The sequence below is a fragment of the Rhodovulum sp. ES.010 genome, assembly GCF_900142935.1.
In the GTDB taxonomy this organism is placed as follows: Bacteria; Pseudomonadota; Alphaproteobacteria; order Rhodobacterales; family Rhodobacteraceae; genus Rhodovulum.
In genome coordinates, this window is the sequence record NZ_FSRS01000001.1 from 1,413,562 (window position 1) to 1,440,462 (window position 26,901).

Here is a 26,901-nt window from a genome sequence, read left to right on the forward strand (position 1 = left end):
GTCGACGCGCCGCTCTTTGCGTCGCCGACGCCGTTTTCCGCCTGCGGCGTGATCGTAATGTGGGCAATGTTCGCTGCGGCGATGCTGGCCCTGGTCCGCCTGCGGTTGACCTGCGGGTGCAGACCTGCCGGGTCGCGCATACCTCGCTGGCGCTCTGGCGCTGGTGGTCGTCGTGGGTCGCGTGGTCCGTGCGCTGCTGATCGAGGGCACGATGGAAACGCTGTCCAATGCCGCGCTTTGCGTACTGGGTCTTGCAGAGACGGTGAAGGTCGTGGCCGATCTGCACCTGTGGTCCAAGCTTGCGATAGCGGACCGCTGAGCGACCCTTACGCGGTGCGCTGACGTGCAGCCCCCGCGCTCCTCCCCCGCGTCCCTTATGTCATCTTGGCTGCGGGCAGACTTATCGTCACGCGCAGGCCGCCCTCGGGGCGATTGTCCAGCCGGATTTCTCCCCCGTGGGACGCGATGATGTTGCGGGCGATGGACAGGCCCAAGCCCGCGCCGCCGGTCTCGCCGCTGCGACTCTCCTCACCCCGGACAAAGGGTTCCAGAACGTCCGAGAGGCGCTCTTCCGGGATGCCGGGGCCGCCATCCTCTACGGTCACCTGAACGGCATCACGTGCGCGTTCCAACCGCACGCGGGCGGCACCGCCATAGCGGATGGCATTGTCGATGATGTTGCCAAAGGCGCGGCCGAGGGCGACCGGGCGCGCCTGCACATGCACCGCCTCAGCCGCGGTCAGGATCGCGCCCCGCTCTTCGCACAAACGAACCAGAAAAGCGGCCAGATCGACCTGCACCGGTTCCTCGCCATCGCCGGCACCGCGCGCATAGTGGACCAACCCGTCGGCCATGACCGTCATCTCGTCCAGCGTCTGGATCATCGGGGCGGCGTCCTCCTCGTCCAGAAGTTCGGCGCGGATGCGAAGGCTGGTGATGGGCGTGCGCAGGTCGTGCCCGACCGCGGCCAGCGTGCGCATCCTTTCGGCATCGAACCGGGCAATGCGGGCCTGCATCTCGTTGAAGGCGGCGGCGGCGTCGCGCAATTCGCGCGGGCCCGCTTCGGGGACACGCACCCGGCGGTCGCCTTGCCCGGCCGCCCGCGCCGCGTCGGCCAGAGCGTTCAGAGGCCGTGTCAGGCGGCGAATCAGTACCAGCGCGACGCCCAGCACCGAGACCAGGGACACCCCCAGCACCAGCAGCAGAACCCCGGACGGGATACCGGGCGGTCCCCGGTGATCTCCGCGCGAAACGGTATTCAGCCATTGCAGGCCGTTGGCATCGCCGTCCAGCCGGATCGACAGCGCCACCGCCTCGCCGCCATGCGGGCCATCCTTGTGATGCCGGACGACGAGGGCGGCGCGCACCTCGCGGTCGCCCAAGGCGTCCTGGAGCGCGCGGGTCAGGGCCGCTGCGCGCCGCCCGGTCGGGCCGGCTGCGACCCGGGGGACAGGATCGACGGACACGCGGGTCAACCGGGTGGACGCCGCGCGTGCCGCGCGGATCCGGCGCTCGGCCGGGGCGGCCTCGATCGCGGGTACGAGGGACACGATGCGCTCGACCTCGCGCTCGAACCGCGCGGCGCTGTCCTGCCGGGCGCGATCGGCATAGAGCAATGCCGCCGCGATCGCGTTGGCCGCGATCAGGGCCGCCGCCAGAAGGATCGAAAACCGGGCGGCAAGGCCGTCAATGGGCAGGCGCGGTTTCATGTGTCCTCCACATCGACGGCGAGGCGATAGCCGCCGCCCCATTCGGTGACGATCAGGCGGGGAGCCTTGGGGTCGTCCTCGACCTTGCGACGCAGGCGGCTGACGGTGTTGTCGATGGCCCGGTCATAGGCCTTGGCATCGCGCCCAGCCGTCAGGTCCAGCAGGCGGTCGCGGCTGAGCACGGTATGCGGATGGTCCAGCAGGATGCCCAGCAGGCGGCTTTCGCCCGAGGTCAACGCCACACTGCGGCCATCATCGTGCTGCGCCTGCTGAAGGTCGGGATCGTGGCGCCAAGGACCGAACCGGCGGATGCCCGAGGCCACGACCGGTGCGGGCTCGGGAAGCCGGCGCAGCACGGCGCGGATGCGCGCCAGCAACTCGCGCGGGTTGAAGGGTTTGACCAGGTAATCATCGGCGCCCAGTTCCAAGCCCACGATGCGGTCGGTCTCGTCCGCCATCGCGGTCAGAAGGATGACCGGCGGCCCGCCGCGTGCCACCAGCCAGCGGCACAGGCTCAGCCCGTCCTCGCCCGGCATCATGATGTCCAGCACCACCAGCGCGGGGCTACCGTCCTCCAGCGCGCGGCGCGCCTCGCCGGCATTCGCGGCCAGGACGGTGCGCAGCCCCTGCTTGCGGAGGTACTGCCCCAACGGTTCGCGGATGTCGCGCGCATCGTCGACGATCAGGATCTGCGGGTCGCTCTGGGACATCTTCGGAACCGGCCTTTCAGGTTTTCCACACAGATTAGGGGGCCCAGCGCGCGGTTTCCCAGCCCCTGAACCCCGCCAGGGCCAAAAGAAATGTCGCGAATTGTCGTCGCGCCCGGCGTTGCGACAGGTGGCGACAAACCGGCCGCCGCGGTGACACACATTCCCGGCCCGGGTCATCCATATCGAGGCTCATCGAGGGCCAAACGGCCTTCCGGACACAAGAAAGGATGACACGATGACCAAATCGAAATTCGTTCCCGCAGGTCTTCTGGCGCTGGTCCTGGTCGGCGGCACTGCCCCCCTGGCCTCGGCGCAGGGCATGAGCTTCTTCTCCGATCGGGACGCCAAGGCGATGCGCGCCGATTTCCGCGGCGGTGATCATGGCCAGCGCGGCCACCACGCCAAGCGTAGCGCGACCGGCGGCGGGATGTTCCGCACCCTCTTCGAGATCGTCGATGCCAATGGCGACCGCAGCGTGACCGAGGAAGAGATCGATGCCTACCGCGCAGCGCAACTGGCCGAGGTCGATGCCTCGGGCGATGGCGCGCTGTCGATCGAGGAGTTCGACAAGCTCTACCGTGCGCTGACCCGCTCGCGCATGGTCGACGCGTTCCAGGCACTCGACGCCGATGGCGACGGCCGGATCGCGGCCGAGGAGATCGACACGCGCATCGCGCACATCGTCGCGCGGCTGGACCGGGACGGCGATGGCGTGCTGAGCCTGACGCCTCCGGCGGCCGCCCCCGTGCAGGTCGCCCCGCAGGCGGATAACTGAGACCCCGAGGGGCGGCCCCGCGCCGCCCCGTCCCCCTTCGCCCCGGCACGAACCGACCAGGGAGCCCCGAGATGAAGACGATCAATACCACTTTCTGGGCGCTGATGCTGGGCATCAGCGGCCTTTGGATCGCGGCCAGCCTGCCGTTCCCGCAATCCCCGAATGTCATGGCGATACGCCGCCTGCTGGTGGACTATTCCGGCTATCTGGCCATCGCCGCGATGAGCGTCGCGATGATCCTGGCCACCCGTATGCCGTGGGTGGAACGCCGGCTGAACGGGCTGGACAAGTCCTATCGCCTGCACAAGTGGCTGGGCATCGCCGCGCTGGTGACCGCGGTCGTGCACTGGCTGTCGGTCAACGCCCCGAAATGGGCGGTGTCCTGGGGCCTGATGGCGCGGCCCGAACGACACGGGCATGGCGGCGCTGGCGCCGATCTGGGGACGGTCGAGGCGTTCCTGCGAAGCCAGCGCGGCACCGCCGAGATGCTGGGCGAATGGGCGTTTTACGGGGCCGTCGCGCTGATCGCCGCCGCCCTGATCACGCGGCTGCCCTACAGGCTGTTCGCCGCGACCCATACGCTGGTAGCCATCGCCTATCTCGTTCTGGTCTTTCATGCCCTGGTCCTGATCGATTTCGACGCCTGGACACAGCCTGTGGGCATCGTCACGGGCCTGTTGATGGCCGGCGGCGTCGCGTCGGCGATGCTTGCCCTGACGCGGCAGATCGGCCGCCGCCGCCAGGTCGCAGGCCGCATCGCCGGGCTGCGCCAGATCCCCTCGATGACGATCACCGAGACCGAGATCGCCATGGACGACGCGTGGCCCGGGCATGAGGCGGGACAGTTCGCCTTCGTCACCTTCGATGAGAAAGAGGGTGCGCATCCCTTCACCATCGCCTCGGCTTGGAGCAAGGACAGCACATCGCTGACCATCATCAGCAAGGCCCTGGGCGACTACACCGCGCGCCTGCCCCAGACGCTGCGGATCGGCGACGATGTCACCGTCGAGGGCCCCTATGGTAGATTCACCTTCGAGGACGGCAAGAAACGCCAGATCTGGATCGGTGCGGGCATCGGCATCACGCCCTTCATCGCCCGGCTGCAACACTTGGCCGTGCAGCCTGATGGCCGGCGCATCGACCTCATCCACTGCGTGCCCAACATCGCACCCGAGGCGCAAGCGCGGCTGGAAACCGACGCCGCCGCGGCGCGCGTCGATCTGCACCTGATGCGCGACGGCACGGACGGCCCGCTGACCGGCGCACGCCTGCGCGAGATTCTGCCCGACTGGCAGTCGGCCAGCGTGTGGTTCTGCGGACCGGCCGCCTTCGGCCAGGCGCTGCGCGAGGATCTGTGCGCCAACGGCCTGCGCCCCGCCGATTTCCACCAGGAGCTGTTCAACCTGCGCTGACCGGCGCCGCCCGACCCAACGCCAGCTCCGGGCGCTGAGACCACCCCGCGCCCGGACGTCCATTGCTCAAGAAGTGATTGAGTGAACCCGCCTCGCAACTCCCGACTCGGGACTGAACACATCTGAGTTGCATCGAACCAGCACCATGTTGGCAGCCCGAACGCTGACCACGGACCGAAGCATGCACCTGGGGCTATCTCAGATGAGCACGGCGGGGCTACAGAACGGCTCAGAGGAACACATCAATCGGACCGCTGTTCAGCGGCGGCTTCCGCATGACCCAAACCGCTTGACCGGTGCGGCACCCTTCCCGAAGTCTGGATCCTAGAAGGCGCGTGGTCCGTCACACTAAATCGATGCGTGACCGGAAATGGCCGGATCTTAAGCCGCCATCGTGGCCGGTTCCCCCGCCGCCATTGACGCGTTGGACTGCGCATCGGCGTCGAGCGATACCAAGCAAAGAAGGGCGTCCGAACTTGCCACAGCTTGGATGTATGCGCTCCGCACGGGAGGGAGGATCAGGGTCCTAATGGGGCCGCCCCCTCGACCGCGCCGGGTCGGCGCTCGGCATGCCCCGCCGACCGAGGCCGTTGCGTGAGATCGTAGAGGACCGGCGTCAGGAACAGGGTCGGGACCGAGGCGCCCAAGAATCCGCCGATGATGACGATGCCGATGGAAAACCGGCTTTCCGCGCAGGCCCCTGTCGACACCACCAGCGGCACCGCCGCCAGGACCGTCGAGAGCACCGTCACCGGGATCGGCCGCAGGCGAAGAAGGTGCGCATCACGTCCGAGATCACTCGGGCATCCTCACCGATCTCGCACGCCCGCTCGCGGTTCACGCGGATGTCGTAGCCCGGCGTGTTCATCTCGTAGTCGCGTCGGACGTCCACGATGTCGGGGCTCGCGCGCATCCGCCCGTCCAGTTGGCGGGAATACTCTGCCGCCCGCTCGAAGCTCGGCGCCTTCAGCGCCACCTCCAGCGGCGAGCCGCCGCCGCCCGCGCCCGGCCCCGAGGGCACGAAGGCCCGCACGCTTGCGAGCATGATCTGCGCGAAGTCGGGGCAAAGCTCGTTGATGATCTCGCGCGGGGAAAGGTCGCGCTCTGCCCAGGGCGACATCACCGCCACCATCAGCGCGCGGTTTGCCTCGCCATACTGGCCGACCATGGATACGATGTCCTCGACCGCGCCGTTTTCCCGATAGGGCGCGAGCAGGTCCTCGACCTTACGCACCACCACATCGGTATACCCTATCGCCGCGGCGGTCGGGGACTGGATGCTGACGAGGAAGATGCCGCGGTCCTCGTCGGGAGTCAGTTTCGCCGGCAGGTTCTGGTACAGCGTCCAGGACATCCCCGTCAGCAGCGCCGCGCCCCCAGCACCAGCGCTGGGAACCGGATCACCCGCATGAGCACCGCCTTGTAGCCGTCCGCCAGCCGCCGCGTCGCGTCCTAGACGGCGCGTGAAAAGCGCGTCTCGCTCTGGTCGCGCTTCGGCACCTTCCAGGCGATCACTGGGCAGAGCGACAGCGCCACGAAGGTCGAAACGGCGACCGCGATGGCCAGGGTGATGCCAAACTCGCCGAACAGCCGGCCGATCTCGCCCTGCAGGAAGGAGAGCGGCACGAAGACCGCGAACAGCGTGGCGGACGTCGAGATCACCGCAACGAAGACCTCGCGCGCGCCGGTTTTGGCCGCCTCTTAGGGGTCGTCCCCTTCATCGATCCGGCGGCCGCTGTTCTCCAGCACCACGATGGCGTCGTCCACCACCAGACCGATGGCGAGGAACGGCGCGAAGAGCGTCAGGATGTTGATCGAGAAGCCCGCCAGCACGATCCCGGCGCAGGCGCCGAGCAGGGCCACCAGACTCGTCACCGCGGGCACCAGCGTCGCGCGGAGCCAGGTGAGGAACAGGAAGATCACCGCGACCGCGATGGCCAGCGTGGTCAGCACCTGCCGGATCGAATTGCGGATGAAGTCAGCATCGTCGCTGGTGATCCCGATCGTCGTGCCCTCGGGCAGTTCGCCCTGCAGATCCTCCACCGCAGCGCGGATCGCCGCCGAGATCTCGATGGTGTTGGCCGCCGACTGGCGCAGCACCCCGAGGCCGATGGCCGTCTCGCCATTGGCGCGAAAGACCGAATCGTCATCCTCCACGCCCGGTTCGACCTGCGCGACCTCGCCCAGCCGGACCTGCGCGCCGCCGCGCTCGGCCAAGATCAGGTCGTCGAACGCAGCGACATCCGACAGCCGCGTCTCGGCGCGTAACAGGTAGGCGCGCGATCCGGTCTCGATCTGACCGGTCGGCAGCGCGAGGTTGTTGTCCTCCAGCGCGGCGGCGATGTCGTTCACCGTGATCCCACACGCCGCCATAGCCACCGGGTCGAGCCAAACCCGCATCGTATAGGGCCGGTCTCCATAGATGTTGACGGACGCCACGCCCGAGACCGTCTCCAGCCGGTTGGTCACGTTGCGGTCGGCATAGTCTGTGAGGTCCGCGGCGCTCATCCGGTCGCTGGTGATCGTGAGCCAGATGATCGGGTCGCCCTGGCTGTCGTTCTTCTCGACCTCGGGCGCGTCCGCCGCCTCGGGCAGGTCGGGACGGCGGCCTGCATCGCGGCCCGGATATCGGCCGCGGCATCGTCGATGTCGCGCCCTGCACGGAAGGTCACGACGGTGCGGCTGCTGCCGAGTTCGGCCTCGGACGAGATGCGCTCGATCCCCGGCACGGTGGCGATGGCGCCCTCCATCACGGTCGTGACCTCGGAATCCACGACCTCGGGACTCGCGCCGGTATAGGTCACGCTGACCGTCACTTGGACGGTGTCCACGTTCGGCAGTTCGCGCACCGGCATCCGCGTCAGCCCCGCGATCCCGAGGATCACGATCACGAGCGACATGACTGTCGCCAGCACCGGCCGGTGCAGGAAGAGACCGGACAGCGTGATTGCAGCGCCTCCGCGGGCGCGTCCCCGGCGCCCCGTCCGAGAGATTGTCCCAGCCTGCAACCACGATCTGCGCGTCGAGCGCGAGACCCTCGGTCACCTCGGTCCGGCCGCCGAGATCGGCGCCGAGGCCAATCTGCCGCCGCCGCGCGGTGCCGTCCTCGACGGTGAAGACATGGGTGCCGTCGCCGTCGCCGATTACCGCGTCGCCGGGGAGCGTCGGCGCCTCGTATCGGTCGAACAGGATCTCGGCCACGACGAACATGCCCCGCCAGCAGCCTGTCGGGATTGTCCAACGCCGCCCGCACCGTGAAGCTGCGCGAGGCGTCGTCGATCCTGGGCGCGCGCAGGCTCACCTCGGCCTCGAAGGCGCGATCGGGGTAGACGGCCGAGGTCACGCGCAACGTCTGGCCCGTCTCGACGCGCGCGAAATACCGCTCGGGGAGCGTGAAATCGACCTCGACCCGCGAGAGATCGTCGAGCGGGCCGATCACCGTGGTGCTGTCGACATATTCGCCCGGATCGGTGTCGATCAGCCTCAGGGTGCCGGCGAAGGGCGCTGTCAGGCGCCGGTCGTCCAGCCGCGAGCGGGCCGCCCGCAGGTTGGCCTCGGCGCGGGCCAGCGCCGCGCGCGCCTCCTCGACGCGCCCGGCAGATAGCGGGCGCAGCGCCATCGACCGCACCGGCTCCACGGCCACGACCGCGGCGTAGCCGACTTCGACGCGCCGGATCCCCGGTGCGGCCACGCTCACCGGGGTGGCCTGCGGCTCGTCCCTCGCGCGGCTTCAGCCTCGTCCTCGGCCAGCAGCCACCCTGTGCCCCAGACGCCTGCCACCGCGCAGAGCCCGACGAATGCGAGGCCGAACAGAAACCTGCCGTATGCCCACATGAACGCAGCCTCGTGAGTTACATATCTCTCACGCCGGAGCGGAAATGCGCCACGGCAAATCACGCTCGGATCAGACGACAGTCGGCACCGCCCTGCGAGACATGACACGACGTTCGAGCGCCGCGTCACGTGCCAAGGGCCCCAAGACGACCGCACCGGGTACCGGACCGACCGCCCGTCCCGTTCGAAAAGCGCCCGCGACCGCGCGGGCAGTCACGCCGCGGTCCGGCCGATGTCGGCGCGCTTGGCGATGACGGTCAACTGCCCAACCCGCGGCATGCAATTGCCGCCCTTGGGGGCGAAACGTCTTGAGGTCGACGTAACGCGCATCAACGAATGCCCGAAAGACATGGGGACTTGTGCGCGAATGCCTCCTTTCGCACGGTTGGCGTGCGCCCGGCGTGGCCGCGAGTGCCGCGCGCTTAGTTGACATCACATGGCCCGCCATTCGTCCGCGACGGCCCCCGCCAAGCCACACGCTCGGGCCCGGCAGGGTGGGAACGTGGCGGCGGGCGTGCCCCTCATGCGGCCCGCCAAAGGAGATAAGAATGGAGTTTTCGACCGGCTTTCAGGGGCGCGAACAGAAGGTCGTCGACCTTTTCCGCGCGACGTTCACCGCCTCCGAGGGCGCGGCGGAAGGCGCGTTGATCGGCGGCCTCGTCCGCCGTCAGATGTCGGATACGGCGCCCGAGGACATCCGGGTATTCACCGCATGGGAGAACGGCGCGCTCATTGGCGGGGCCGTGTTCACCCGGCTGACCTACGCGCACGACCCGCGCACGGTGTTTGTCCTGTCGCCGATGGCCGTGGCGACCGACAGGCAGGGTGAGGGCATCGGGCAGGCCCTTTTGCGCCACGCACTTGCGGACCTGCGGATGCAGGGCGTCGACGTGGCGATCACCTATGGCGCCCCTGCCTTCTATGGGCGGGTCGGATTCCTGCCGCCGTCCGATACCACGGCCCCCACCACAGACCACGGCCCCCGCCCCCTTGCCCCTCACCCACCCCGAGGGCTGGATCGGCCAATCGCTCACCGGCGCGGGCCTGGCGCCGCTGCACGGCCCGTGCACCTGCGTCGCGGCACTGAACAACCCGGCCTTCTGGTGATCGGTGCAAGCGTCCTGCAGAGCCGCGCGCGGCGGAGCCGGGCTCCGGACTGAAGGCCGGCGCGGCGACAGCCCCGGCCACGCCGCAATGCCATTGCGGCTCCCATTTATCGGAGGGCGCCAGCGCATGCGACCCGCAACGGGCAATGCCCCCCGCATGACGTCGCGAGGCGCCCCGCGGATGTCGACGGCGGGAGGAACTCCCCCGCCGCCGCTTGCAACCTTCAGGCGCCGTCTTGCCAGGTTTCGTGCATCACCAGAGTGTCCAGCGGCAGCCGCTGGCGCCAGCCCTTCAGGGCAAGCTCCGGCCCGGCGTAGAATTCGTCGACGAAGCCCACGCACAGATAGGCGACGATTGCCACGTGATCCGGCAGGCCGAGGATCGCGCGCAGGTCGGGCTCGTTGTAGATGCTGACCCAGCCGACGCCGACGCCCTCGGCCCGCGCGGCGAGCCACAGGTTCTGCACCGCGCAGACCGAGGAATAGAGGTCCATCTCGGGGTTGTGGGTGCGGCCCAGCACCACCGGCCCGCAGCGCGAACGGTCGCAGGTCACCGCGATGTTCAGGGGCGCCTTCAGGATGCCTTCCAGCTTGAGCGCGCGATAGGTGCTGCGGGTGTCCTCGGGGAACATCGCCTCGGCTTCTTCATTGGCGGCCTGAAAGGCGCGATGCACCGCGCCGCGGCGGTCGAGGTCGCGAACCAGGATGAAATTCCAGGGCTGCATGAAACCCACCGAAGGCGCGTGATGGGCGGCGTCGAGGATGCGCCAGAGCACGTCGTCGGGGATCGGGTCGGGGCGGAACTCGTCGCGCACGTCGCGCCGGCTGCGGATCAGCTCGTGGATCGTGTCGCGTTCGTCCGGGGTGAAGCGGCGCGCGGGTTGCGGTGCCGCCGGGGCGATGTCGGGCATGATGGCCCTCCTCTTGGACAGCGCCGCTCCGTTTTCCACGCGGGGCGGCCATCTTGCCGGGCCGGTCTTCTGGCTTCGGATCGTCTGCACGCAGGCGCCTTCCCGGATCGCTCCAGTGGCAATCGCCTGCGGCATCCCCGTCACAGCGGCGGGCCCGCGCCGGTTTGGCACCGGCTTCCCGATTCTCCCCGCAAGCGGGGTACCCGGCGGGCGCGGCTTATACCCCGCCGCAGGCGGCAGGCAAGCCCGGCGATGCAACCCGCGTGCCTTCAGGTTTGACCGCCGCCCGACGCTCGGGCTATCCCGTCCGCGATGGTGCCCGTGATCCGCATGTCACGGGTGAAAAGGGAACGCGGTGCGCCGAACTTCGGCAAACCCGCGACTGCCCCCGCAACTGTAAGCGGCGAGCGTGCTTCGACATGTCCACTGGGCCCCGTGTGGCCCGGGAATGATCGGAGGGCGCCGGGACCCGCGAGTCAGGAAACCTGCCATCGCCACGACCTGTTCGGCCCGGGCGGGGTGTCCCGGAAAGGAGAGCGCGATGACGGACGGACGGCCCCCCTTTATGCGTTTCCGAACGATCCCGCGCCCTGCCGAGGGGCGGCGCGACCGGCGCGCAGATGCTTGCGGAAGCCCCGGCGCCCCTGCACATTCCGCCGCGAACCCGTTCCAGTTGGGGGTTGCCATCACGAGCGCCGCCGCGGCGACCCAGGGTCGGGGCCGTGTCGCCGGGCGCGACGCCACGGATCGCCCCGCGACCCGGGCCTCGGACAGAGCGGCGCTGCCCGTCGCGGCGTGGCGCATGCCGCCGCGAATCCGTCGTGCGATCTCCGTGCGAAGGCGCGCGCAATGAGGCCGCCCCAAGGCCCGGCCGATCCGCGGCGCACGCCCTTGCGCACCGGCGTCCTCGTCGTGGGTGCCGGCTTTGCCGGGCTGTGCGCCGCGATCGAGGCCCGGCTGTCCGGGGCCTCGGTCACCCTGATCGACGCCGCGCCGGTCCACCTGCGCGGCGGCAACGCGCGCCATTCCCGGAACATCCGGCTGGCCCACGACAGCGAGTCGCCCTGGCAGCGCGAGCACTATCCGGTCGCGGACTTCCTTGACGACCTGGCACGGATCGGCGCCCCCGATCCGGCGCTTTCGGCCATGCTGGCGAAGAACTCGACCGACCTTGGGCGCTGGCTCGCCGCGCAGGGCGTGGTCTTCGAGCCCTGGGCGGATGGCAACCTGCCCTGGTCGCGACGCACCGCGTTCTTTCGCGGCGGCGGACAGGCGCTGGTCAACGCCCTTTACCGCCGTGCAGAGGGGCTGGGCGTCGATATCCGCTATGGCTGGCGCGTCGGGCCGCTCGACCCCGAGAGCCTCCTGCACGGGGACGGCGCGCCCGTGCGCATCGACGTGGAGATACCGGAGGGCGCCACGACGATCATGGCCGCGGCGGTTGTGCTGACCTGCGGAGGCTACGGGGCCGACCGCGACCGGCTGGCCGCGCATCTGGGGCGCGGCGCCCACGGCTTTGCAAATCGGGGAACGCCCTTTCAGCGGGGGGAGCCGCTGCTCTGGCTGCTGGACAATGGGGCCGCACGCGCGGGGCGGCCGGGCGACGGGCATCTCGTCGCGGTGGATGCCCGCACGCCCACGGACGATGCCGGGATCGTCAGCCGCGCGGACGGGATGCACCTCGGCATTGTCGTGGATGCCTCGGGGCGGCGCTTTCACGACGAGGGCGCGGTGACGGGCCCGGCACGCTATTCGCATTGGGGCCACGTCCTGGCCGGGCAGGACGACCCCCGCGCCTGGCTGGTGCTGGGGGCGGACGGAGTGGCCGCCCTGCCGCCAATGATCTATCCGCCGATTACCGCAGACAGCCCGGAGGCCCTGGCCCGCGTCTGCAAGATCGACCCGGCCGGACTTGCCGCAACGCTCAGTGAATTCGAACGTCATCGCGCGGGCGGCCCGCTCCCGGCCATTCCCCGCAGCCTATCGGGCGGTGCCCCGCTTCTGCTGTCGGCCCCTTTCGCGGCGCTTCCACTGTGCCCGGGCTTGGGCTTCACGCGGCACGGTGTCGCGGTGGATGCCGAGGCCCGGGTTCGGCTTGCAGCGGGCGGCGTCGCGCCACGATTGTTTGCGGCCGGGGCGACCATGTTCGGCGCAGTGCTTGGCGAAGGCTATCTGTCCGGAACGGCCCTCACTGTCGGCGGCGTCTTCGGGCGCATCGCGGGACGGCAGGCGGCGGACCTGGCGGGCACGGCGCCCTCCCGGATCAGCGTTGCCGCAGGCTCGTGGAAAGGTCTGCCTGATGGGCCGGCTGCCGCACCCGCTATCGACCCGGTCGAAGAGGCGCGTCGCACGCTGAACATCTGCAACACCTGCGGCTTCTGCACCGGGCTGTGCGACGTGTTCCCCGCAGCCCGTTTGCGGGCAGCCCTGACCGATGGAGATCTCCGCCACCTCGCGCACCTCTGCCACGACTGCCGGTCCTGCCACGACGACTGCCAGTATGCCCCGCCGCATGACTTTGCGGTGAACCTGCCCGCAGCGCTGGCCGAGATGCGCGCCGAGGAATACCGCGCAAGTGTGCTGCCGCGCGGCTCGGCCACGGCCTGGCTTGCGGTGGTCTATGCGCTCTGCCTCGTCGGCCTGCCGGTCGCGGCGCTTCTGCTGGTCCCGCCGCAGGCGCTTTTCAGCGCCCATGCGGGGCCCGGCAGCTTCTACGCCGTGATCCCGCATGGGGTGATGGCGGGCGGTGCCGGGTTGGCCTTCGGGGGCGCCGCGCTGATCCTCGCCGTCCGTACATGGCTTTTCTGGCGGGCGGGGCGCGGACCGGACACGCGCCATTCACCGCGAACCCTGGCGCGGGCGATCTCCGATGTCCTGACCCTGCGCAATCTTGGCGGCGGCAAGGGGCCCGGCTGCGAGACACGCGAGGGCCCCGTGGGCCCGACCCGACGTTGGGCGCATCACCTCATGGCCTACGGGTTCGGCCTCAGCTTTCTGGCAACGATTGCCGGGGCGGCGAAACACCATTTCTTCGAACAGGTCGCCCCCTACCCGGTGTTCAGCCTGCCGGTGGCGCTCGGCGCGCTGGGCGGCGTCGCGATGCTGGCGGGCCTTGCCGGGCTCGAGGCGCGACGGCTGCAGGTAGACCGGCGCCCAGCGGCGCGGCGCATGGAAAGCGCCGACCGTTTTACCCGCGCAAGCCTTGCGATCGTCGCGGCGAGCGGCCTGGCGTTGCTTGCGTTCCGTGAGACTGCGGCGATGGGCCTGTTGCTCGCCCTGCACCTCGGCAGCGTTCTGGGCCTTGCCCTGACCCTGCCGTTCGGCAAGCTGTCGCATGGGGCGTATCGCGCCCTGGCCCTGCTCCGCCATGCAGGGGAACGCGCCGCACGGGCCGCCACGCGAGACTGATCCTCCCGCTTGACAACGCGACTGTCTCGGGGGCATGACACCCGCGCTGGTGCCTGCCATCGGGCAGGTGAAAAGGGAATGCGATAAGGGCCGCGAGGTCCGAAGCGCAGCCGCCCCCGCGACCGTGACCGGAGAGGTTGCCCCACCGCCACTGGCCGACAAGGCCGGGAAGGCAGGACAACCGCCAGACTCAAGGGTCTGACATCCGCAAGCCGGGAGACCTGCCAGCGCAAGACGACGAAACCGGACGGGGTGTTCCGGTGTCGGGTCCGGCTTCGGCTCTACCCGCCATCCGCCCTTGTCCCCTGTTCATGGGGTCAGACATGATGCGATTTCCACGAAGCGACCGCCCGCGGAGGCGGATATGAGCGCCGCGTCGGACGCCGGCGTCGAGTTGCTCGTCTGCACCACCTGCCGCAGGGGCCAACCGAGCGACGCCGAGGGCCCGCGCCCCGGAGAACAGTTGCACGATGCTCTGCGCGCACAGTGGTTGCCCGACAACGTCCGCCTGAAACCCGTCGAGTGCCTGTCGAACTGCTCTTCGGGGTGCACCATCGTGCTGCGCGGCCCCGGCCGCTGGACCTGTGTCTACGGCAATCTGGACGCGGCGATCCACGCCCCCGTGATCGCCGAAGGTGCCGCGAAATACCGCGACGCGCCGGACGGGCTCGTGCCCTGGCGTGAGCGTCCCGAACATTTCCGCAAGAACTGCATCGCCCGCATTCCCCCGCTGGAGGCCTCCGAATGACCGACCTTGCCAAGCTGCCCGTCACCGTGATCACCGGCTTTCTCGGCTCGGGCAAGACCACCCTGATCCGTCACCTGATGCAGAATGCGGGCGGCAAGCGTCTGGCCGTTGTCGTCAACGAGTTCGGCGATGTCGGGGTGGATGGCGAGATCCTGAAATCCTGCGCCATCCCCGATTGCCCGGCCGAGAACATCATGGAACTGGCCAATGGTTGCATCTGCTGCACCGTGGCCGACGATTTCATCCCGACGATCGAGGCGCTGATGGCGCTGGATCCGCGCCCCGATCACATCCTGATCGAGACCAGCGGCCTGGCGCTGCCCAAGCCGCTGTTGAAGGCCTTCGACTGGCCCGACATCCGCTCGCGCATCACCGTCGACGGGGTGATCGCGGTCGCCGATGCCGAGGCCGTGGGGGCGGGCCGCTTCGCCCCGAACCTGGCCGCTGTCGACGCGCAGCGGGCCGCCGATGACAGCATCGACCACGAAACCCCGCTGTCCGAGGTGTTCGAGGACCAGATCTCCTGTGCCGATATCGTGCTCTTGACCAAGCCGGACCTCGCCGGCCCCGAGGGCTTGGCAACCGCCCGCGCCGTGATCGAGGCCGAGGCGCCGCGCAAGCTGCCCGTCGTCGAGGTGGCCGAAGGCGTGGTGGACCCCCGCGTGATCCTCGGCATCGAGGCCGCGGCCGAAGACGACCTGCACGCGCGCCCCAGCCATCACGACAGCGCGGCCGACCATGACCACGACGATTTCGAAAGCGTCGTGGTCGAGCTGCCGGAACAGGCCGACCCGGCGATCCTTGCCGGGCGCATCGCGGCGCTTGCGCGGAAACAGAACATCCTGCGCGTCAAGGGCCACGCAGCCGTTCAGGGCAAGCCGATGCGGCTGCTGGTGCAGGCGGTGGGCGCGCGCGTGCGCCACCAGTACGATCGCCCCTGGGGTGCGGACGAACCGCGTAGCACGCGCCTCGTGGTGATTGCCGAGCATGACGATATCGACGAAGGCGCGATCCACGCGGCTCTGGCGGGCTGACGGGCCATGCACGTCGTCTTTCGCGAAAACCACGGGTTGGAAGAGACCGAGACGCCGACGGATCTGGGGCAGGACCCCGCCGATCTGGTTGTGCTCTCGTTCTCGGACAGCGATCTGGGGGCCTTCGCGGCGGGCTGGCACCGTGGCTGCGGGACCGAGGGTCAGATGCCGACGCTGCGTCTGGCGAACCTCGCGGCGCTCAAGCATCCGCTTTCGGTCGACACCTATGTCGAACGCACGCTGGAGGGCGCCAGGGGAATCCTGATCCGCCTGATCGGCGGGTGCGCCTATTGGGACTACGGGTTGCAACAGGTGCAGGCGCTGGCGCAGGCCAAAGGCATCGCGCTGGCCGTGCTGCCCGCGGATGGCCGCCCCGACCCGCGGCTGGACGAGGTCTCGACCCTGCCGGTTTCCACGCTGCGGCGACTGGCGCAGCTCTGCGATGCGGGCGGCGCGGTGGCCGCACAGGCGGCGCTGACGCAGATGGCGCTCGCCGCCGGGCTCTATGCCGCGCCGGTGATGGGGGCCAAGGCGGTGCCGCAGGTCGGCGCCTGGACGCCGGAGCAAGGCGTGTGCTGTCCGCTGGCGGACCTTGGGCCTGAAACCGACCGTCCCCGGATCATCGTGACATTCTACCGCGCCTACGTGACGGCGGCCGATCTCGACCCCATCGCGGCGCTGGTCGAGGCTTTCCGGTCGCGGGGTTGCGATGTCACGGCCCTCTTCGTGCCATCGCTCAAGGCGCCCGAGGCGGCACGCTGGCTGGCGGGGCAAATCGGCCATTTGCGCCCCGCCGCCATCGTCAACGCCACGGCCTTTTCCGGCAAGGGGGAAGACGGCGCCTCGCCGCTGGATGCGGCCGGCGTGCCGGTGTTCCAAGTGGCGCTGGCGACTTCGACCGAACGGGCATGGGACGAAGCCGAACGTGGGCTTTCGCCCGCCGATCTTGCCATGCATGTGGTCCTGCCCGAGGTAGACGGGCGCATCTTCGCCGGCGTCGCGTCGTTCAAGGAGCCGGCCGCGCGCGACCCGCATCTGCAATTCGCGCGCCATGCTCACCGCGCCCATCCCGACCAGATCGCCGCGATCGCCGATCGGGTCCTGGCTTGGATCGGACTGGCGCGGCGTCCCGCGGCCGAGAGACGCCCCGCCATCGTGCTTTCGACCTATCCGGGCAAGCCCTGGCAGATGGCCCATGCGGTGGGGCTCGACGCGCTGGCTTCGGCCGAGGCGGTGCTAGAGGACCTCGGCGCCGAGGGCCTTCCTATAGCGCCCGGCCGCCCCCTGTCCGAGGCGCTGGCCGAAGAGACTTGTGCCTGGCCGCTCGACGCCTATCGCGCCGCGCTCGCCCGCCTGCCTGACGGCCTGCGGACTGCGCTCAAGGCGGCTTGGGGGGCGCCCGAGGCCGACCCCGCCGTGCGGAACGGCGTCTTCCAGTTCGCCGCAACCCGGCGCGGCGCGGCGCTGGTGGCGCTGCAACCCGAACGCGGCGATCCGGCGACCCGCGACGACGATTACCACGACGTCCACCGCACCCCGCGCCATTCTTACGTCGCCTTTTACCTCTGGCTGCGTGAGGCCGAGTGTTGCGACGTGCTGATCCACATGGGCGCGCATGGCACGCTGGAGTGGCTTCCGGGCAAGGCGGTGGCGCTGTCGGCGGCCTGCTGGCCCGAGGCGCTGACCGGGGCGCTGCCGGTGATCTACCCCTTCATCGTCAACGACCCCGGCGAGGCCGCGCAGGCCAAGCGCCGGATCGCCGCCGTCACCATCGGGCATATCCCCCCGCCGCTGCGCAAGACCGGCACGCCCGACCGTTTTTCCCGTCTCGAAGCGCTGCTGGACGAGTTCTCCAACGCAGACGGGCTGGCCCCCAGGCGGCGCGCGCGCCTGCACATGGAGATCCGGACCGAGGCGCAGGCGCTTGGCGTCGAGGAAGATCTCGCGCTGGACGCCGCCGCCTGCTCGGCCGAGGCGATCACCCGGATCGACCGGTTCGTCTGCGACGTGAAGGACAGCCAGTTCGGCGACGGGCTTCATGTCTTCGGACGCGCCCCGGTCACGCCCGGCAGCTTCGACACCGCCCCCTCCATCGCCGCCGAGCGCGCGGCGCTGCTGACGGCCTTCGCGGGCGGGAAGATCGCGCCAGGCCCGTCCGGGTCACCCTATCGTGGGCGGCGCGACGTGCTGCCGACGGGCCGGAACCTCTTCACCACCGATCCGCGCGCGGTGCCGACGCGGTCGGCCCATGCGCAGGGCGTGAAACTGGCCGAGGACCTGATGCGCTGCCACCTCCAGGACCACGGCGATTGGCCCCGCGGGCTGGTTGTGGACCTGTGGGGCTCGGCCACGATGCGCACCGCGGGCGAGGATTTCGCGATGGCCCTGCACCTTCTGGGCGTGAGGCCCGTCTGGGACGAGGGGTCCGAGCGTGTCTCCGGCGTCGAAGTGCTGCCTATCGCGATGCTCGACCGGCCGCGGCTTGACGTGACGCTGCGGGTCTCGGGCCTTTTCCGCGACGTCTTTCCGACGCTTTCGGCCCTATTCCAGCAGGCGATCCGCGCGCTTTGCGCGCGCGACGAGGCGCCCGACTGGAACCCCTATGCCGGCCGGGCAGCCGAACCCCGGGTCTACGGACCTGCCCCGGGCAGCTATGGCGTGGGGATGGGGTCGGCGATCGAGGACTACACCGCGGAGGCCCGCCGGGCCGCCGGAGAGGCCTGGCTTGCGGCCAGCGCCTGGGCGCTCGACGGCCCGGAGAGCCGCCGTGACGAGGCGGGGTTGAAGGCACGCGTCAAGGGCGCGGACGGCTTCGTGCATGGGCAGGACCTGCCCGAGACCGATATTCTGCTGGCCGCCGACTACGCTGCCCACGAGGCGGGTTTCGCTGCGGCACAGGCCGTCACGGGCGGCAGGGCAGCGCTGTATCACCTTGACAACACCGACCCCGACCGGCCCCGCACGAGGACCCTGTCCGAAGAGGTCGCCCGCGTCGTGCGCGCCCGCGCCGCCAATCCGGCCTGGTTGGCGGGGATGCGCCGCCACGGCTTTCGCGGCGCCGCCGAGATCGCCGCGACGCTCAATCACCTGGCGGCCTTCGCGCATCTGGCGGGCGTCGTGCCGCCGCATCTTTTCGACCTCTACTACGCGGCGACCCTGGGCGATGACGACCTGACCGCCTTCATGGCGGAGGCCAACCCGCCGGCGCTGGCGGCGATGCGCGACCGCTTCGCGGCACTCGAACGCGCCGGCCTCTGGCAGACCCGCCGCAACTCCATCGCCGCCGCCCTGCATCCGGAGCCGAACGATGCCCTATGACTACGAAACCGACGGGGCTGCGATCTATCGCCAGTCCTTCGCGACCATACGCGCCGAGGCCGAGTTGGACCGCTTCGACGCGGACGAGGAACAGGTGGCCGTGCGCATGATTCATGCCGCCGGGATGGTGGAGCTTGCCCCGCATATCCGGTTTTCGCCCGGTTTCGTGACGGTGGCACGCAGTGCGCTGGAAGACGCCGCGCCGATCCTGTGCGATGCGCGCATGGTCTCCGAGGGCGTGACCCGCGCCCGCCTGCCCGCCGGCAACGCCGTGATCTGCACCTTAAAGGCGGACGGTATCGCAGACCGCGCCGCGGCGATGGGCAACACGCGCTCCGCCGCCGCGCTGGAGTTGTGGCGGCCGCATCTGGCGGGCGCGCTGGTCGCCATCGGCAACGCGCCGACCGCGCTGTTCCACCTGCTGAACATGCTCGAGGACCCGGCCTGCCCGCGCCCCGCTGCGATCATCGGCTGCCCCGTCGGCTTCGTCGGTTCCGCGGAATCGAAAGCAGCGCTCTGGGAGGCGCAAGCGGCGCCCTGCTGCATCGTCGAGGGGAGACTGGGCGGCAGCGCCATAACCGTCGCCGCCATCAACGCCATCGCGAGCCGCAAGGAATGAGTACGGGCACCGTCTATGGCCTGGGCCTCGGACCCGGCGCCGCCGACCTGATGAGCGTACGCGCCGACCGATTGCTGCGCGGCGCATCCCATGTCGCCTATTTCCGCAAGACCGGGTGCACGGGGCAGGCCCGCGCCATCGTCGAGGGGTTGATCCCCGAGGGTGCGGCCGAACATCCGATGGAATACCCGGTCACGACCGAGATCCCCTTCGACGATCCGCACTACAAAGAGGTTCTCGCGGCCTTCTACACCGAATGCGTCGCCCGGCTGCGCGCGCTGGCACAGGCTGGGGAGGATGTGGTGGTCCTGTGCGAGGGCGATCCGTTTTTCTACGGCTCCTTCATGCATCTCTACACCCGGCTCAAGGGCGTCGTCCCGGTCGAGGTGATGCCCGGCATCACCGGCATGTCCGCCGCCTGGACGGCGACGGGTACGCCAATCACCTGGGGCGACGACATCATGACCGTGCTGCCCGGCACCCTGCCCGAAGAGGAGCTGGTCAGGGGCATCGCGGGCGCCGATGCCGTGGTGGTGATGAAGATGGGCCGCCACCTGCCCAAGCTGCGCCGGGCGCTGGCGCAGGCCGGCCGCACCGGGGACGCCTGGCTGGTGGAGTACGCCGCGATGCCGGGGCAGAAGGTGACGCGGCTCGACGATTACGCGGGCGAGACCGCGCCATATTTCTCGATCGCGCTGGTCCACGGCCAGGGGCGGCGGCCATGAGCGGGTGGCTCGCCATCGCCGGGCTCGGGCCGGGAACCGATACGCTTGTGACGCCCGAGGTCACGGCGGCCTTGGCCGACGCGACCGACGTCGTGGGCTACATTCCCTATGTTGCTCGCGTTGCCCCACGCGCGGGGTTGGTGCTGCACGCCTCGGACAACCGGGTGGAACTGGATCGCGCGGCCCATGCGCTAAAGATGGCGGCGGCGGGACGGCGCGTGGTGGTGGTGTCCTCGGGCGATCCGGGGGTGTTCGCTATGGCCTCGGCGGTCTTCGAAGCAGTGGAGGCAGGCTCCGCGGCCTGGCGCGAGCTGGATATCCGCATACTGCCCGGCATCACCGCGATGCTGGCCGCTGCAGCGCGGGCGGGCGCGCCTTTGGGGCACGATTTCTGTGCGATCAACCTCAGTGACAACCTCAAGCCCTGGGCGCTGATCGAGAAACGCCTGCGCCTGGCGGTCGAAGCGGATTTTGCCATGGCATTCTACAATCCCCGTTCCAAAGCCCGGCCCGAGGGCTTTGCCCGCGCGCTGGACGTGCTACGCGACGCCTGCAGTGACGATCGGCCGGTGATCTTCGCCCGCGCGGTCTCGACCCCCGAGGAAGCGCTCCGCGTCGTGCCTCTGACCGAAGCGATCCCGGAAATGGCCGACATGCAGACGGTGGTGATCCTGGGCTCGTCCCTGACCCGGATCATCCCCCGCACCGGCGCGCCCATCGTCTACACCCCGAGGTTCGCGCCGGAATGAGCCAGCCAGTCCAGAACCTCGGCCGGGGTCGAAGCCTCGCGCCGCGCAGGCAGCGCCGGGCGGTCGATCATCAAGACCGGCAAGCCCAGCGCGCGGGCCGCGTCGATCTTCGCCCGCGCCCCGGTGCCGCCCGCGTTCTTCGACACGACGAGGTCGATCCGATGCTCCCGCATCAGCGCGCGGTCGCCCGCCTCGGTGAAGGGCCCGCGCGAGACGACGGCTTGATGGTTAGGCAGGGGGATGGGTCCGTCCGGCGGATCGACGAGGCGCAGCAGGTAGAAATGCTGTGCCTGGGCGGCGAAGACATCGAGATGCATGCGCCCCACGGCCAGCATCACGCGCCGCGGCGATCCTGCCAGTTCCGCCACCGCGCCCGCGATGTCGGGCACATGCTGCCAGTCGTCGCCGGGCTGCGGAGTCCATGGCGGCCGGGTCAACGCGACCAGCGGCACGCCCGTGGCCCTGCAGGCGGCGACGGCGTTGCGGCTCATCTGCGCAGCGAAGGGATGGGTGGCATCGACCACATGGCTGATGCGCTGCGCCGTCAGGAAGGACACCAGTCCGTCGACGCCGCCGAATCCGCCGATCCGCACCGGGATCGGTTGCGGCTTGGGGCGCTCCACCCGGCCGGCGAAGGACAGGGTGGCGTCGATGCCTTCCGCGGCCGCGGCCTGCGCCAGCGCTGTCGCCTCGGTGGTGCCGCCGAGGATCAGGAGGTTGGGGCGCATGGCTGAAGCTCCTTGGCTGAGCATCGTGGGCTTGGGCGAGGATGGCCCGGACGGGCTGCCGCCCGCAAGCCGTGCCGCGCTGGAGGCCGCCGAAATCGTTATGGGGCCGCCGCGGCATCTGGACCTGCTGCCCGATCTGGCGGCCGAACGGATCGTATGGCCCGTGCCGTTTGCGGACGGTATCGAGATGCTGCGAGGACTGCGCGGCCGCCGTGTCGCGGTGCTGGCTTCGGGCGATCCGTTCTGGTTCGGCGCGGGCGGCGTGATCGCGCGGGAGTTTGCGCCCAGCGAATGGCGCACCTTTCCCGCACCGTCGACCTTTTCCATGGCCGCCGCGCGGCTTGGCTGGCCGCTCGAGCGGACGCCCTGCCTTGGCCTGCACGCCGCGCCTTTCGGGCGGCTTCGCCCGCATCTTGTGCCGGGCCGGCAGGTGCTGGTGCTGTTGCGGGACGGCCGCGCGGTGGCAGAACTCGCGGCCTGGTTGAACGGTCTGGGCTTCGGCGAAAGCAAGCTTTGGGTGCTGGAGGCGCTGGGAGGCACGCGCGAGCGGCTGCGGACCGCCACGGCCGTGGGGTTCGATGTGTCGGACGTGGCGCATCCGGTCTGCGTCGGGCTTCGGATCTCCGGCGCTGGATCGACGATGCCCTTGTGCAGCGGCTGGCCCGACGACATGTTCGACCATGACGGACAGATTACCAAGCGCACGGTGCGCGCGCTCACGCTCTCCGCGCTTGCCCCCCGGCCGGGCGAGCATCTGTGGGATATCGGCGCCGGCTCCGGCTCGGTCTCCATCGAATGGCTGGCCTGTCACCCGTCGCTCGAGGCCACGGCCGTCGAAGCCGATCCCACCCGCGCCGCCCGCATCCGGGCGAACGCCGAGGCGCTGGGAGCCGACCGGCTGCGCGTCGTCGAGGGCCATGCGCCCGAAGCGCTGGACGGTCTCGCCCCACCGCAGGCCGTCTTCATCGGCGGCGGGCTGTCCGAGGCACTGTTGGCGGATATGTGGGAGCGGCTTGCGCACGAAACCCGGATCGTGACGAACGCGGTGACGCTGGAATCCGAAGCGCTGTTGGCCAAGTGGCAGGCTGCGCAGGGCGGCAGCCTGATGCGTATCGACCTGGCCGCGACGCAACCGCTGGGCACAAGGCGCGGCTGGCGTGCGGCCTACCCTGTCGTGCAGTGGAGCACAGCGCGATGAGGGTGGCGGGGTTCGGCTTCCGCAAGGGGGCTGACATGGGCAGCCTGTCGGACGCGCTGGCGCAGGCCGGTGGGACGGACGCGCTGACCACGCTTGCCGCGCCGGAAGACAAGGCCGGCGATCCATGCCTCGCCGATCTGGCCGCGCGGCTTGGCCTGCCGATCCACGCGATTTCGCAAGCCGCGCTTGCCACCCCGGCCACCCTCACCGAGGCGCCCCGGGTGCGCGCCGCCCGCGGAACCGGATCGGTCGCCGAAGCCACGGCGCTGGTCGCGGCGGGCCCAGGCGCGCGGTTGACCGGTCCGCGCCAGATTTCCACCGACCGGATGGCCGCTTGCGCCATCGCAACCGGAGAGACGACATGACCGTCCATTTCATCGGCGCGGGTCCCGGCGCGCCCGACCTGCTCACGTTGCGCGGGCGCGACCTGATCGCGGCCTGTCCGGTCTGCCTCTATGCGGGATCTCTGGTGCCAGAGGCGATCCTCGACCATTGCCCGCCGGACGCGCGGATCGTGAACACCGCGCCGCTCGACCTAGACGCGATCATCGCCGAATGCCGGACGGCGCATGGCGCGGGAAAGGACGTTGCGCGGCTGCATTCCGGGGATGTGTCGGTCTGGTCGGCGATGGGCGAGCAGATCCGGCGGCTGAAGGCCGAGGGCATCCCGGTCAGCGTGACCCCCGGCGTGCCTTCCTTCGCCGCCGCCGCAGCGGCTCTGGGGGCCGAGCTGACCTTGCCGGGCCTCGCCCAGTCGGTGGTCCTGACGCGCACGCCGGGCCGCGCCTCCTCGATGCCCGAGGAAGAAAGCCTGGCCAGTTTTGCGGCCACCGGCGCGACGCTCGCCATTCACCTTTCGATCCACAACCTCGCCTGCGTGGTGGCCGAACTGACCCCGCATTACGGCGCCGACTGCCCCGTTGCCGTGGTGTTCCGCGCCAGTTGGCCGGATCAAAGTATCACGCGGGCGACGCTGGCGACCATCCAGGCCGCCCTGCCCGAGGGCATCGAACGCATGGCGCTGATCCTCGTCGGCCCGGCCTTGCGCGCCGAAGGTTTCGCCGAAAGTTGTCTTTACGCCCCCGACTACGATCGGCGGTTTCGCCCGCAACGGGCCGAGGGGGCGCGCAATGGCGGCTGATCCCCCGGGCCTTGTGATCGCGGCGCCGGCCTCGGGGTCCGGCAAGACGACCGTGACGCTGGGCCTCCTGCGCGCGTTGCGCGACGCAGGGCTGGCGGTGCAGCCCTTCAAGAACGGTCCCGACTATATCGATCCAGCCTTTCACCGCATCGCGGCGGGGCGCGTATCCTTCAATCTCGACATGTGGGCGATGGATGAGGACCTGCTGGCGACCATCGCCGGAAAGGCGCAGGGGGCGGACCTTGCCCTGTCGGAAGGATCGATGGGGCTATACGATGGGACGACGGCTCAGGGCGTTTCCGGACGTGGGTCGAGCGCCGAGATCGCGCGCGCCTTCGGCTGGCCGGTCGTGCTGGTGCTGGATGTCGGCGGGCAGGCGCAATCGGCGACGGCCACGGCACTGGGGTTCGCGCATCACCCCGACGCGCCGCCTTTGGCGGGCGTGATCCTGAACCGGGTGGCGGGTGCGCGCCACGAGGTGATGATCCGCGAAGAGATGGCGCGGCTGGGCATCGCGGTTTTCGGTGCGTTGCCCCGACGCAGCGATCTGGAATTGCCCGAGCGGCACCTGGGCCTCGTGCAGGCCGAGGAGCACGGCGATATCGACGACTTGATCGGCCGGCTGGGCGCCTTCCTGCGCGACCATGCGGACCTTTCCGCGCTGCGCGACGCAGCGCGCGCCGGGGCGCCGCGGCCGCCCCGGTGCTGGCCGGACCCGCCCGCCCAGCGGATCGCGCTGGCCCGCGACGCGGCGTTCTCCTTCACCTATCCGCATCTGCTGGAGGGGTGGCGCCGCGCCGGCGCGGAAATCCTGCCGTTCTCACCGCTGGCCGACGAGCCCCCCCCGGAGGCCGATCTGGTCTGGCTGCCGGGCGGCTATCCCGAATTGCATGCCGGTCGGCTCGCCGCCGCGGGCACCTTCCTCGACGGGTTGCGGCGCCATGCCGAAACCCGGCCCGTGCATGGCGAATGCGGCGGCTACATGGTGCTGGGCGCGGGGTTGGTCGATGGGGACGGAGAGCGGCACGCGATGGCGTGCCTCCTGGGCCTCGTGACCAGCTATGAGCGGCGGCGCCTGCATCTGGGTTATCGCCGCGCGGTGCTGGAGGCCGCGATGCCGGGGCATGCCGCGGGCGCGATGCTCTACGGCCACGAGTTCCATTATTCGACGATCCTCGATCAACCTGATGCGCCGTTGGCCCGCGTCACCGATGCGGGCGGCAATCCCGTGCCCGAGACGGGGTCGGTGAAGGGCCACGTCACCGGCAGCTTCTTTCACCTCATCGCGGAGGGCGCGGCGTGAGCGGCTTCGTCAGTTTCGTCAGTTCCGGCCCCGGCGATCCCGAGCTTCTGACGCTGAAGGCGGTGGACCGGCTCAAGCGCGCCGACGCGGTGCTGTTCGACGACCTGTCCTCGGGGCCGATCCTGTCGCACGCCCGGGCCGGGGCCGACCTGGTGGGCGTGGGCAAGCGTGCCGGCCGCGCCTCGCCGAAACAGGACCATGTCAGCCGCCTGCTGGTCGAATACGCGGCCACCGGTGCCCGGGTGGTACGGCTGAAATCCGGCGATGCGGGGCTGTTCGGGCGGCTGGAGGAGGAGATCGCGGCGCTGTGCGCGGCGGGGGTCGGCCACGAAATCGTGCCCGGCGTGACCTCGGCCTGCGCCGCTGCCGCCGCGGCGGGCATTCCCCTGACACGGCGGCTGACCGCGCGGCGGGTGCAGTTCGTCACCGGCCATGACGTGACCGGGCATCTGCCCGACGACATCGACCTGGACGCGCTGGCCGATCCCCATGCAACGACTGTCGTCTACATGGGTCGGCGGACCTTTCCAGCACTTGCGGCATCACTGATGGCGCGGGGCCTTCCGCAACAAACGCCGGCGCTCCTGGCCGAGGGTGTGACGACCGCGGACCAGAGGCTGACGCGCGGAACCGTCGGGGTGCTGGCGGACGCGCTGGCCGAGGCCGCCTCGCCCGCGCCTGCACTGATCCTCTACGGCCCGCTGGCCGAGGAGGTGGTCGATGCGTGAGCTGATCCTGATCGGGATCGGCACCGGCAATCCCGATCACCTGACCCTGCAAGGGGCGACGGCGATCCGCACGGCCGACCTGATCCTCGTTCCGCGCAAGGGTGCGGACAAGGCCGACCTCGCCGACCTGCGGCGCGCGATCTGTGCCCGGGTGCTGGGCGGCGACGACGCCCGGATCGTCGAGTTCGACCTGCCGAAACGCGATTCCGAGAGCGACTACCTTGCCGGAGTGGAGGCGTGGCACGACGCCATCGCGCGCGCCTGGGGCGCGGCGGCGGGACCTGCGGCAGAGCGGGTGGCCCTGCTGATCTGGGGCGACCCTTCGCTTTATGACAGCTCGCTCCGGATCGCGGCTCGGCTGTCACCGCCGCCGAAGGTCAGCGTGGTGCCGGGGATCACGGCTCTGCAGGCGCTCTGCGCTGCCCATGGCATTCCGCTCAACGAGATCGGCGCGCCGTTCCTCGTCACCACGGGGCGGCGGCTGCGGGACGAGGGCTGGCCCGACTGCGCCGGCACGCTGGTAGTAATGCTGGACGGTAGCTGCGCGTTTCAGACGCTCGACCCGACGGGCGTCACGATCTGGTGGGGCGCCTATCTGGGCATGGCCGAAGAAGTGACGGTCTCCGGCCCGATGGCCGAGGTCGGGCCGAAAATTGTCGAGATGCGCGCCGAGGCGCGGGCGCGCCATGGCTGGATCATGGACATCTACCTGATGCGCCGCGCGACCGAAGGCTAAGGGCGGGCG

Annotated in this window: 24 protein-coding genes, 1 pseudogene and 3 riboswitches; of the genes and pseudogenes, 17 read left to right on the forward strand and 8 right to left on the reverse strand. The window is 70.1% G+C overall.

Annotation, left to right across the window (positions count from 1 at the left end):
• Positions 1–163: 163 nt before the first annotated feature.
• Complete coding sequence (locus BUR28_RS20570; RefSeq protein WP_254813699.1) at positions 164–319, forward strand: hypothetical protein; 156 nt, start codon at positions 164–166, stop codon at positions 317–319.
• Positions 320–374: 55 nt separating this feature from the next.
• On the opposite strand, the gene BUR28_RS07040 is transcribed toward BUR28_RS20570, so the two are convergent.
• Together BUR28_RS07040 and BUR28_RS07045 are read right to left on the reverse strand one after the other, a co-directional pair.
• Positions 375–1,709, reverse strand: coding sequence for an ATP-binding protein (locus BUR28_RS07040; RefSeq protein WP_074219476.1), 1,335 nt, complete (start codon positions 1,707–1,709; stop codon positions 375–377).
• Complete coding sequence (locus BUR28_RS07045; protein WP_074219477.1) at positions 1,706–2,419, reverse strand: response regulator; 714 nt, start codon at positions 2,417–2,419, stop codon at positions 1,706–1,708. Before BUR28_RS07045 ends, BUR28_RS07040 begins: the two co-directional genes overlap by 4 nt.
• A gap of 235 nt (positions 2,420–2,654) precedes the next feature.
• On the opposite strand from BUR28_RS07045, the gene BUR28_RS07050 reads away from it, so the two are divergent.
• Entirely contained in the window at positions 2,655–3,194 is a 540-nt protein-coding gene (locus BUR28_RS07050; RefSeq protein ID WP_074219478.1) for an EF-hand domain-containing protein, read from the forward strand.
• A 71-nt stretch (positions 3,195–3,265) separates the two neighbouring features.
• Entirely contained in the window at positions 3,266–4,606 is a 1,341-nt protein-coding gene (locus tag BUR28_RS07055) for a ferredoxin reductase family protein (RefSeq protein ID WP_074219479.1), read from the forward strand.
• A gap of 518 nt (positions 4,607–5,124) precedes the next feature.
• On the opposite strand, the gene BUR28_RS07060 is transcribed toward BUR28_RS07055, so the two are convergent.
• From BUR28_RS07060 to BUR28_RS07080, 4 genes and pseudogenes are all read right to left on the reverse strand, one after another.
• Positions 5,125–5,358: an efflux RND transporter permease subunit gene (locus BUR28_RS07060; protein ID WP_074219480.1), complete on the reverse strand. Its 234-nt coding sequence runs from the start codon at positions 5,356–5,358 to the stop codon at positions 5,125–5,127.
• The gene (locus BUR28_RS07065; protein ID WP_371441613.1) at positions 5,355–6,128 is read right to left on the reverse strand and encodes an efflux RND transporter permease subunit; all 774 of its coding nucleotides are present in this window, start codon (positions 6,126–6,128) and stop codon (positions 5,355–5,357) included. Before BUR28_RS07065 ends, BUR28_RS07060 begins: the two co-directional genes overlap by 4 nt.
• Positions 6,059–7,506 (reverse strand): annotated as a pseudogene (locus tag BUR28_RS19960) (efflux RND transporter permease subunit). The gene BUR28_RS07065 and the pseudogene BUR28_RS19960 overlap by 70 nt, the downstream one beginning before the upstream one ends.
• Positions 7,494–8,303 carry an efflux RND transporter periplasmic adaptor subunit gene (locus BUR28_RS07080; RefSeq protein WP_074219484.1) on the reverse strand — a complete coding sequence of 270 codons (810 nt, stop codon included), beginning with the start codon at positions 8,301–8,303 and terminating at the stop codon, positions 7,494–7,496. Before BUR28_RS07080 ends, BUR28_RS19960 begins: the two are co-directional and overlap by 13 nt.
• Positions 8,304–8,988: 685 nt before the next feature.
• Between BUR28_RS07080 and BUR28_RS07085 the strand changes: the two genes are divergently transcribed.
• A complete protein-coding gene (locus BUR28_RS07085) occupies positions 8,989–9,600 on the forward strand; it encodes a GNAT family N-acetyltransferase (protein WP_254813700.1) in 612 nt (203 codons plus the stop codon).
• A gap of 170 nt (positions 9,601–9,770) precedes the next feature.
• Here the strand turns inward: BUR28_RS07085 and bluB are convergent, their stop codons facing one another.
• On the reverse strand, positions 9,771–10,457 hold the full coding sequence (bluB, locus tag BUR28_RS07090) for a 5,6-dimethylbenzimidazole synthase (RefSeq protein WP_074219485.1): 687 nt from the start codon (positions 10,455–10,457) through the stop codon (positions 9,771–9,773).
• A gap of 41 nt (positions 10,458–10,498) precedes the next feature.
• Positions 10,499–10,679, reverse strand: a riboswitch (cobalamin riboswitch).
• Positions 10,680–10,753: 74 nt separating this feature from the next.
• A riboswitch (cobalamin riboswitch) is annotated at positions 10,754–10,965 on the forward strand.
• Positions 10,966–11,306: 341 nt separating this feature from the next.
• On the opposite strand from bluB, the gene tcuA reads away from it, so the two are divergent.
• The 7 genes from tcuA (at position 11,307) to cobJ (ending at position 21,058) form a co-directional block, all read left to right on the forward strand.
• Positions 11,307–13,865 carry an FAD-dependent tricarballylate dehydrogenase TcuA gene (gene tcuA / locus BUR28_RS20365; RefSeq protein WP_074219486.1) on the forward strand — a complete coding sequence of 853 codons (2,559 nt, stop codon included), beginning with the start codon at positions 11,307–11,309 and terminating at the stop codon, positions 13,863–13,865.
• 30 nt (positions 13,866–13,895) lie between these two features.
• Positions 13,896–14,109, forward strand: a riboswitch (cobalamin riboswitch).
• A gap of 120 nt (positions 14,110–14,229) precedes the next feature.
• Positions 14,230–14,613: a DUF1636 family protein gene (locus BUR28_RS07100; protein WP_074219487.1), complete on the forward strand. Its 384-nt coding sequence runs from the start codon at positions 14,230–14,232 to the stop codon at positions 14,611–14,613.
• Positions 14,610–15,647 carry a cobalamin biosynthesis protein CobW gene (gene cobW, locus BUR28_RS07105; RefSeq protein WP_074219488.1) on the forward strand — a complete coding sequence of 346 codons (1,038 nt, stop codon included), beginning with the start codon at positions 14,610–14,612 and terminating at the stop codon, positions 15,645–15,647. Before BUR28_RS07100 ends, cobW begins: the two co-directional genes overlap by 4 nt.
• 6 nt (positions 15,648–15,653) lie before the next feature.
• Positions 15,654–18,965, forward strand: coding sequence for a cobaltochelatase subunit CobN (cobN, locus tag BUR28_RS07110; protein WP_074219489.1), 3,312 nt, complete (start codon positions 15,654–15,656; stop codon positions 18,963–18,965).
• Positions 18,955–19,584 carry a precorrin-8X methylmutase gene (locus BUR28_RS07115; protein ID WP_074219490.1) on the forward strand — a complete coding sequence of 210 codons (630 nt, stop codon included), beginning with the start codon at positions 18,955–18,957 and terminating at the stop codon, positions 19,582–19,584. Before cobN ends, BUR28_RS07115 begins: the two co-directional genes overlap by 11 nt.
• Positions 19,581–20,309: a precorrin-2 C(20)-methyltransferase gene (cobI, locus tag BUR28_RS07120; RefSeq protein ID WP_074219491.1), complete on the forward strand. Its 729-nt coding sequence runs from the start codon at positions 19,581–19,583 to the stop codon at positions 20,307–20,309. The genes BUR28_RS07115 and cobI overlap by 4 nt, the downstream gene beginning before the upstream one ends.
• A complete protein-coding gene (cobJ, locus tag BUR28_RS07125; RefSeq protein WP_074219492.1) occupies positions 20,306–21,058 on the forward strand; it encodes a precorrin-3B C(17)-methyltransferase in 753 nt (250 codons plus the stop codon). The genes cobI and cobJ overlap by 4 nt, the downstream gene beginning before the upstream one ends.
• Here the strand turns inward: cobJ and BUR28_RS07130 are convergent.
• On the reverse strand, positions 21,031–21,786 hold the full coding sequence (locus BUR28_RS07130) for a cobalt-precorrin-6A reductase (protein WP_074219493.1): 756 nt from the start codon (positions 21,784–21,786) through the stop codon (positions 21,031–21,033). The genes cobJ and BUR28_RS07130 overlap by 28 nt on opposite strands.
• On the opposite strand from BUR28_RS07130, the gene cbiE reads away from it, so the two are divergent.
• From cbiE to cobF, 6 genes are read left to right on the forward strand one after another with little or no spacing between them, the layout of a single operon-like run.
• Complete coding sequence (gene cbiE / locus BUR28_RS07135; RefSeq protein WP_074219494.1) at positions 21,785–22,984, forward strand: precorrin-6y C5,15-methyltransferase (decarboxylating) subunit CbiE; 1,200 nt, start codon at positions 21,785–21,787, stop codon at positions 22,982–22,984. The genes BUR28_RS07130 and cbiE overlap by 2 nt on opposite strands.
• Complete coding sequence (locus BUR28_RS07140; RefSeq protein WP_074219495.1) at positions 22,981–23,349, forward strand: cobalamin biosynthesis protein; 369 nt, start codon at positions 22,981–22,983, stop codon at positions 23,347–23,349. Before cbiE ends, BUR28_RS07140 begins: the two co-directional genes overlap by 4 nt.
• A complete protein-coding gene (gene cobM, locus BUR28_RS07145) occupies positions 23,346–24,125 on the forward strand; it encodes a precorrin-4 C(11)-methyltransferase (protein WP_074219496.1) in 780 nt (259 codons plus the stop codon). The genes BUR28_RS07140 and cobM overlap by 4 nt, the downstream gene beginning before the upstream one ends.
• A complete protein-coding gene (locus BUR28_RS07150) occupies positions 24,115–25,428 on the forward strand; it encodes a cobyrinate a,c-diamide synthase (RefSeq protein ID WP_074219497.1) in 1,314 nt (437 codons plus the stop codon). Before cobM ends, BUR28_RS07150 begins: the two co-directional genes overlap by 11 nt.
• Positions 25,425–26,156 carry a uroporphyrinogen-III C-methyltransferase gene (gene cobA, locus BUR28_RS07155; protein ID WP_074219498.1) on the forward strand — a complete coding sequence of 244 codons (732 nt, stop codon included), beginning with the start codon at positions 25,425–25,427 and terminating at the stop codon, positions 26,154–26,156. The genes BUR28_RS07150 and cobA overlap by 4 nt, the downstream gene beginning before the upstream one ends.
• Positions 26,149–26,892, forward strand: a complete 744-nt coding sequence (gene cobF, locus BUR28_RS07160) for a precorrin-6A synthase (deacetylating) (RefSeq protein WP_074219499.1) — start codon at positions 26,149–26,151, stop codon at positions 26,890–26,892. The genes cobA and cobF overlap by 8 nt, the downstream gene beginning before the upstream one ends.
• Positions 26,893–26,901: the final 9 nt, after the last annotated feature.

Coding starts and splice junctions, on each gene's coding strand:
- BUR28_RS07040 (WP_074219476.1), bottom strand. CDS start 1,709: ATGAAACCGCGCCTGCCCATTGACGGCCTTGCCGCCCGGTTTTCGATC.
- BUR28_RS07045 (WP_074219477.1), bottom strand. CDS start 2,419: ATGTCCCAGAGCGACCCGCAGATCCTGATCGTCGACGATGCGCGCGAC.
- BUR28_RS07050 (WP_074219478.1), top strand. CDS start 2,655: ATGACCAAATCGAAATTCGTTCCCGCAGGTCTTCTGGCGCTGGTCCTG.
- BUR28_RS07055 (WP_074219479.1), top strand. CDS start 3,266: ATGAAGACGATCAATACCACTTTCTGGGCGCTGATGCTGGGCATCAGC.
- BUR28_RS07085 (WP_254813700.1), top strand. CDS start 8,989: ATGGAGTTTTCGACCGGCTTTCAGGGGCGCGAACAGAAGGTCGTCGAC.
- bluB (WP_074219485.1), bottom strand. CDS start 10,457: ATGCCCGACATCGCCCCGGCGGCACCGCAACCCGCGCGCCGCTTCACC.
- tcuA (WP_074219486.1), top strand. CDS start 11,307: ATGAGGCCGCCCCAAGGCCCGGCCGATCCGCGGCGCACGCCCTTGCGC.
- BUR28_RS07100 (WP_074219487.1), top strand. CDS start 14,230: ATGAGCGCCGCGTCGGACGCCGGCGTCGAGTTGCTCGTCTGCACCACC.
- cobW (WP_074219488.1), top strand. CDS start 14,610: ATGACCGACCTTGCCAAGCTGCCCGTCACCGTGATCACCGGCTTTCTC.
- cobN (WP_074219489.1), top strand. CDS start 15,654: ATGCACGTCGTCTTTCGCGAAAACCACGGGTTGGAAGAGACCGAGACG.
- BUR28_RS07115 (WP_074219490.1), top strand. CDS start 18,955: ATGCCCTATGACTACGAAACCGACGGGGCTGCGATCTATCGCCAGTCC.
- cobI (WP_074219491.1), top strand. CDS start 19,581: ATGAGTACGGGCACCGTCTATGGCCTGGGCCTCGGACCCGGCGCCGCC.
- cobJ (WP_074219492.1), top strand. CDS start 20,306: ATGAGCGGGTGGCTCGCCATCGCCGGGCTCGGGCCGGGAACCGATACG.
- cbiE (WP_074219494.1), top strand. CDS start 21,785: ATGGCTGAAGCTCCTTGGCTGAGCATCGTGGGCTTGGGCGAGGATGGC.
- BUR28_RS07130 (WP_074219493.1), bottom strand. CDS start 21,786: ATGCGCCCCAACCTCCTGATCCTCGGCGGCACCACCGAGGCGACAGCG.
- BUR28_RS07140 (WP_074219495.1), top strand. CDS start 22,981: ATGAGGGTGGCGGGGTTCGGCTTCCGCAAGGGGGCTGACATGGGCAGC.
- cobM (WP_074219496.1), top strand. CDS start 23,346: ATGACCGTCCATTTCATCGGCGCGGGTCCCGGCGCGCCCGACCTGCTC.
- BUR28_RS07150 (WP_074219497.1), top strand. CDS start 24,115: ATGGCGGCTGATCCCCCGGGCCTTGTGATCGCGGCGCCGGCCTCGGGG.
- cobF (WP_074219499.1), top strand. CDS start 26,149: ATGCGTGAGCTGATCCTGATCGGGATCGGCACCGGCAATCCCGATCAC.